Source organism: Peribacillus sp. Bi96 (assembly GCF_918698115.1).
In the GTDB taxonomy this organism is placed as follows: domain Bacteria; phylum Bacillota; class Bacilli; order Bacillales; family DSM-1321; genus Peribacillus.
The window spans coordinates 508,297-514,296 of sequence record NZ_CAKKLV010000001.1; the positions used below are offsets into that span (position 1 = coordinate 508,297).

Sequence of the window (6,000 nt, forward strand, 5' to 3'; positions counted from 1 at the left end):
TTTTTTAAAACATATGAAGGAGGTCGACGTATGTGAACATTAACTTTGTTTTGAATTGCGCAAATTTGATTTTGCTGCCGATTTTAGCAGATCAATGCTTATGAGCACTTGTTTTTGAGGTCAGGATTCTTTACATCTGGTCTTGTTTGATTTATACTAACGAATGTTAATCGTAATGATTCTTAAAAAATAGGTGATCTCTTTGGATAATGCAGTAAACCCCATAGTTAAATTAGAAGATATATCTTACAAATATACAAAAGATCTAGTGCTGGAACATGTTTCGCTTGAAATCCCTAAAGGGGCATTCTTAGCTATCGTCGGGCCGAATGGATCCGGAAAGTCGACACTTTTGAAGTTGCTGCTTGGTCTGTTCAAGCTCCAAAAAGGAAAAATTGAGATTTTCGGGGAAGATATAAGGCGCTTTAAAGATTGGCAAAAGGTCGGATTCGTTTCCCAAAAGGCGAACTCCTTCAACTCAGGATTCCCTGCCACTGTATTTGAGGTGGTTCAAAGCGGTATGACCAAAAAAATTGGATTATTTAAGTTTGCAAGCAAAGAGGATAGGCAAAAGGTCATAAAGGCTTTGGAGTCCGTGGACATGCTTGAATATCAGAACCGAAATATTGGTGAATTGTCCGGAGGGCAGCAGCAGAGGGTATTCATTGCTCGTTCACTTGTCAGCGAGCCGGAATTGATGATCTTGGATGAGCCTACAGTCGGTGTTGATTCAAAGAACGTCCACCAATTTTATGAAATGCTTGAAATGTTGAATAAAAAATTAGGAATAACCCTGATTTTAGTTACCCATGATGTTGGTACTGTGACCGATAAAGTCACACATGTCGCTTGCTTAAATAAAAAGCTTCATTTTCACGGGGATGCCTGTGAATATAATGAATTGAATGAAGGCGAGCTCTCGTCCATATACGGACATGACGTCCAATTATTAAATCATGATCATTAAAATGTTTTGGAGGATAGCCCAATGATATCGGGGATATTGCAATTTGAATTTTTGCAGAACGCATTCTTGACCGGAATCATCATCGGAGCGATTGCGCCATTGGTGGGCGTTTTTGTCGTGGTAAGGCGGATGTCGATGATTTCCGATGCGCTTAGTCATGTAGCGCTTGCAGGTATAGCGTTTAGTTTATTGCTTCAGAAGAGCTTTCTTTCACTTGCTGGATTGAATCCGCTTTATATAGGGATGGCTTTTTCGGTAGGTGGGTCATTATTCATTGAAAAATTAAGAGGGGTGTACAAGCATTACCAAGAGCTTGCAATCCCGATTATAATGTCCGGCGGAATGGGTCTTAGTGTCATTTTCATTTCCATTGCAGATGGTTTCAATTCGGATTTATATAGTTATTTATTCGGAAGTGTCAGTGCAGTCAGCCGGGCGGACTTATATGTTATATTGGCAGTGGGGGTAGTCGTTGCCTTGACACTAACCCTATTGTATAAAGAATTATTTTTGTTATCATTTGATGAAGAGCATGCGAAAGCGTCCGGAATACCTTATAAAGCGATTCATTTTATTTTTATTGTCATGGTTGCATTGGTTATTGCGGCTTCAATGAAAATCATTGGAATATTACTGGTCTCTTCGCTCATGACGCTGCCGGTAGCAGCAAGCCTCCGCTTTGCGAAGGGCTTTAAGCAGATGATCGCTCTAGCGGTATTATTCGGCGAAGTGTCCGTCATAGGGGGATTATTTTTATCATACAACCTCGATCTCGCTCCAGGTGGGACCATTGTAATAATCGCTGTGCTAATTCTCATCTTGTCAATTTTGTTTGATAAGTGGAAAAATCGATAGATGGGGTGATGTTTTTTGAACGTAACTACTGCCATGCAATTACTAAAAGATAAAGGTTTTAAACATACAGGAAAGAGGGAGGAAATGCTTCAGCTTTTCTCTTCCAGCGATAAATATTTAACGGCAAAAGACGTATTGGAGAATATGAAACAGGACTATCCCGGATTGAGCTTCGATACGATTTACCGGAATCTTTCCTTGTTTGTAGAACTAGGGATTTTTGAAACGACCGAGTTGGAGGGGGAGAAGCATTTTCGTTTTACATGCGGCCATTCTTCCCACCATCACCACTTCATCTGTTTGAGTTGTGGAAAAACGAAAGAAATCGAATTGTGCCCGATGCAGGAGCTTCAGGAAAGTTTGAAGGACTACGATGTTTCAGGGCATAAATTCGAAATTTACGGACGCTGTCCCGCATGTAGCGTTTCTGTAGAAGTATAAAAACCATTGACCCTTTGTCAATGGTTTTTTCTTTTATCATTTTATAGGTACTGGTTTTCCGGACATCCAATTATTCACCCAAATAGATGCCTCTTGCCAATTGTTGACCCGGATAACCTTTTTGGGCACCGGATCTTGGTTATAAGGGGTATTAAATAAAATTACTGGTATATTACACTCTTCCGAAATGGCGACTGCATTATCATGCTTGTCCTCTAAAAAGAGATCGACAGCAAACTTCTTGGCTGCAGCCACTTTATCGTGTGAACCAACAAGCTCTATATGGTCATACAGGACCTGATTCGTCGCGAACCAATTTTTCGTTACATCTAATAAACGATTGCTTCTGGCACTGATGAAATAGAGGTCTGCTTGTTCTGTCCATTTTTCCAGTACAACTTTCGCTCCTTCAGCCATCAAAGATTCGGTATAAATGAGCGGCTCGGTCTCAATGAACCAGTTAGTGAAATCTTCCTTTGGAACATTCACGAATGGGAATAAGTCATACTCTGTAATATCTTCATAAGCTAAATTCAGCTGAAAAGCTTTATTTAAAAAAGGGACCATGGAATCCGGTCTTGTAACAGTCCCGTCAATATCAATGCCAAAACGTTTTTTCATGATGAATCTCTCCTCATTTTCAGGTACTTGTAATAGTGTAACATATACAATCATAGCTATGGTAAAAACACGTATTTATTTCCAAGATATGAAACCATTTTCACGGTGGATTCCCGCGGATTTACATACACTATAAATGCTCCTACAAACGAAAGTGAGGGATGCAAGAATGGAAAAAGATCAATACTCCAGTATTGACGATGAGATGCGATTGACTAAAGAGGGCAGTGACCCATCCATTGTGGATGATGAGCATCATGAGAGGTATTATAATGAAGATACACCTGCTGATGATAGACGTTTCGATAATCGTGAAACGGTTACACAGATGGATAACCGGTATCATGAAGAAACGTCTGCTGAAATCTCGCCACCTCTGCAAAACAGGAGATATAAGGATGATGAGACAGTAGGGGCTGTTGATTCTGGGGATGTGGCATCAAGAGGTAGAGCCATTGGTGTCATAGCTTTGATCATCTCCATTGTATCGTTATTCATGATGCCCTTCATCTTAGGGATTGTTGGGATCATTGTAGGGATATTTGCACGAAGCCGAGGGTCGCACATGGGTACATGGGCCATCGTCATTGGTGCAGTCTCCATCATTGTTGGCATATTCATCCTGCCGTTCTTTTAAGCTTTATGAGGCCTTTTGATGTCATTCTCCCAAATGACATCAAAAGGTTTTTCTATGATGGAAAACAACAAAAAAATCCCGATAATGTTCTCGGGATTTTTTTGTTTTATTTATTTAGTAAAGCTGCAGCAGCAGCTTCCGTTCTTTGTTTTTCATAGTACTCTTCAGCAATCTTATCGATTTCCTTTTTCAGTTCCTCGACCATCGTCTCTTCAGGCACTTTACGTACAATTTGCCCTTTTCTAAACAATAACCCTTCGCCACGAGCTCCTGCTATGCCGATATCAGCCTCACGAGCTTCTCCAGGCCCATTTACCGCACAACCAAGCACAGAAACCTTGATTGGTGCTTTAATTGTCTGAATGTACTCTTCAACCTCATTTGCGATGGAGATTAAATCAATCTCGATTCGACCGCACGTTGGGCAGGAAATTAAAGTGGCCATGTTAGAAGCAAGTCCAAATACTTTTAGAAGCTCTCTTGCCACTTTCACCTCTTCGACAGGGTCAGCACTTAAGGAAACACGCATTGTACTTCCGATTCCTTGGCTTAGGATGGCACCAAGTCCGGCAGCACTTTTTACGGTGCCGGAGAACAGAGTACCTGATTCCGTAATCCCCAGATGTAAAGGATAATCGAATGCTTTTGAAGCTTTTTCATACGCTTCGATGGCTAAATTCACATCAGAAGCCTTCATGGAAACAATGATGTCATGAAAATCGTGATCTTCCAGGATTTTGATATGGTGTAAGGCACTTTCAACCATGCCATCGGCAGTTGGGTATCCGTATTTATCAAGGATCTTCTTCTCAAGAGAACCGGCATTGACCCCGATACGGATAGGGATTCCTTTTTCTTTCGCAGCTTTAACAACTGCTTCTACCTTTTCACGACGTCCAATATTACCAGGATTTATCCTGATTTTATCCGCTCCACCTTCAATTGCCTTTAGTGCCAGTTTATAATCGAAATGAATATCGACTACAAGAGGGATATTAATCCGTTTTTTTATTTCAGGGATTGCTTCAGCAGCTCTTTCATCCGGACATGCGACACGTACGATTTGACATCCCGCTTCTTCAAGACGAAGGATCTCTGCAACAGTTGCTTCAACATCATGTGTTTTGGTAGTTGTCATGCTTTGTACAATAACTTCATTATTGCCGCCAATCGTTAAGTTTCCGACTTTAATTGGCCGCGTCTTGGTGCGATGTATGATTTCACTCAAGTGGAATTCTCTCCTTTAGGAAAAAATCAGTTTTGATTTTTAATTTACTTCTCTGAAATATTGTATCAATGTACTTACCTCTTGACAAGGAAATAGGATGTTTTATCTTTTTTCAACAAGAATGATTCCCTATTCCTGGATATAATCGATGCTTAGAAACCTATCTTGATGATTCTTGGAAAAGCGCCCCTCCCATTTGGAAACTATTTATAAACAGGAATCTTATATGTTTTGCCAATCTGCATATTTTCTGGCTTTAAACCTTCATTCAAACTTTGAAAGTCAGATATAATTGTTTCAATTTCCTGATTTGATCCGCTTTTTTCCGTTTCAACGATGGAGAGTAAGGTATCCCCGGGTTTCATGACGATTTCTTTGTAATCAGCAGTTGGGGCGGATTGCGGCTTACTTGCCGGGACAGCCGTTTCACCTGAAGAGGCCGGTGGATGGGGAGTCGGCAGGGTACCCGTCGTCAGATCGAAATAAATGATAAATAAAGTGAAACAAAATGAGATAAAAAGCAGTAGCCGTTTCAATTTTCCATCCTCCCAAGCTTGTCTTTAACATATATATACTTGGAAGGGTCTAAAGTTATGCCTAAAAATGGGCGCTTTTTCAAATGGAAATGAAGTGTCATCATTCAATTTTGCTTTTTTAGTTGTATAAAATCCTTGTTATTTGAGTTGGAGTTAAGAAAGCATCTGATTTCCTTTGGAGTCAGACCTATCTCTTTTGCCTCCATTATAAGTAACAGCCACTGTACATCAAGATTACTCTTCTTCACGTCTATCACCTCTTAAATACTAATTCAACTATCAGTATAGGAATAACTTGGTGAGTATTTTGTCGAATTAAGGAGATGTAAAAAAATGATGACTACAGTCATATGCCAGGAAAAACATGGATTATCCCCGATAATTTTGAAAAACAAAAAGATCCGAACGAATTGAACTGCACCCCAATTGTTAGACAACATCTAACAATTGGAGGTGCAGTTTTTTTGACTAAATATACGATAGACGAAAAATTACATGCAGTTTTAGAGTACTTAGAAGGGAAAAAATCCTATAAATCCATTGCACAAGAAAGAAATGTAGGTTTATCCCCTCTGAAAAGATGGGTCGCTCGCTATCTAAAACATGGGATGGAAGGACTTGCTTCATCCTATACAAATTACACTCTGCCCTTTAAACTAGAGGTACTTAAATATATGAACGAATATGGGGCATCAATCAACGAGACCGCTGTACA

The 6,000-nt window shown here is 40.0% G+C and carries 9 protein-coding genes; 5 read left to right on the plus strand and 4 right to left on the minus strand.

What is annotated here, in order from left to right:
- The first annotated feature begins 202 nt into the window (after positions 1 to 202).
- Genes LQ203_RS02455 through LQ203_RS02465 form a run of 3 tightly spaced genes read left to right on the plus strand, consistent with a single transcriptional unit; the run spans position 203 to position 2,263 of the window.
- A complete protein-coding gene (locus tag LQ203_RS02455; protein WP_230155317.1) occupies positions 203 to 967 on the plus strand; it encodes a metal ABC transporter ATP-binding protein in 765 nt (254 codons plus the stop codon).
- Between the two features lie 21 nt (positions 968 to 988).
- Complete coding sequence (locus LQ203_RS02460; RefSeq protein ID WP_230155318.1) at positions 989 to 1,822, plus strand: metal ABC transporter permease; 834 nt, start codon at positions 989 to 991, stop codon at positions 1,820 to 1,822.
- Between the two features lie 15 nt (positions 1,823 to 1,837).
- A complete protein-coding gene (locus LQ203_RS02465) occupies positions 1,838 to 2,263 on the plus strand; it encodes a Fur family transcriptional regulator (protein WP_230155319.1) in 426 nt (141 codons plus the stop codon).
- Positions 2,264 to 2,299: 36 nt separating this feature from the next.
- Here LQ203_RS02465 and LQ203_RS02470 read toward each other — a convergent pair whose 3' ends face one another.
- On the minus strand, positions 2,300 to 2,884 hold the full coding sequence (locus LQ203_RS02470) for a hypothetical protein (protein ID WP_230155320.1): 585 nt from the start codon (positions 2,882 to 2,884) through the stop codon (positions 2,300 to 2,302).
- Between the two features lie 169 nt (positions 2,885 to 3,053).
- On the opposite strand from LQ203_RS02470, the gene LQ203_RS02475 reads away from it, so the two are divergent.
- Positions 3,054 to 3,521, plus strand: a complete 468-nt coding sequence (locus LQ203_RS02475) for a DUF308 domain-containing protein (RefSeq protein ID WP_230155321.1) — start codon at positions 3,054 to 3,056, stop codon at positions 3,519 to 3,521.
- A 106-nt stretch (positions 3,522 to 3,627) separates the two neighbouring features.
- Here LQ203_RS02475 and ispG read toward each other — a convergent pair whose 3' ends face one another.
- The 3 genes from ispG to LQ203_RS02490 form a co-directional block, all read right to left on the minus strand.
- On the minus strand, positions 3,628 to 4,740 hold the full coding sequence (gene ispG / locus LQ203_RS02480; protein WP_230155393.1) for a flavodoxin-dependent (E)-4-hydroxy-3-methylbut-2-enyl-diphosphate synthase: 1,113 nt from the start codon (positions 4,738 to 4,740) through the stop codon (positions 3,628 to 3,630).
- 212 nt (positions 4,741 to 4,952) lie between these two features.
- Positions 4,953 to 5,285 carry a hypothetical protein gene (locus LQ203_RS02485; protein ID WP_230155322.1) on the minus strand — a complete coding sequence of 111 codons (333 nt, stop codon included), beginning with the start codon at positions 5,283 to 5,285 and terminating at the stop codon, positions 4,953 to 4,955.
- Between the two features lie 104 nt (positions 5,286 to 5,389).
- Positions 5,390 to 5,542: an anti-repressor SinI family protein gene (locus LQ203_RS02490; protein WP_356713726.1), complete on the minus strand. Its 153-nt coding sequence runs from the start codon at positions 5,540 to 5,542 to the stop codon at positions 5,390 to 5,392.
- A 207-nt stretch (positions 5,543 to 5,749) separates the two neighbouring features.
- Here LQ203_RS02490 and LQ203_RS02495 point away from each other — a divergent pair.
- Positions 5,750 to 6,000: transposase (locus LQ203_RS02495; RefSeq protein ID WP_230155323.1), on the plus strand; the 251-nt coding region annotated here is incomplete at its 3' end.

What these genes read in the sequence shown, in the direction of transcription:
- LQ203_RS02460 (WP_230155318.1), top strand. Translation starts at nt 989, where the DNA reads ATGATATCGGGGATATTGCAATTTGAATTTTTGCAGAACGCATTCTTG.
- LQ203_RS02470 (WP_230155320.1), bottom strand. Translation starts at nt 2,884, where the DNA reads ATGAAAAAACGTTTTGGCATTGATATTGACGGGACTGTTACAAGACCG.
- LQ203_RS02475 (WP_230155321.1), top strand. Translation starts at nt 3,054, where the DNA reads ATGGAAAAAGATCAATACTCCAGTATTGACGATGAGATGCGATTGACT.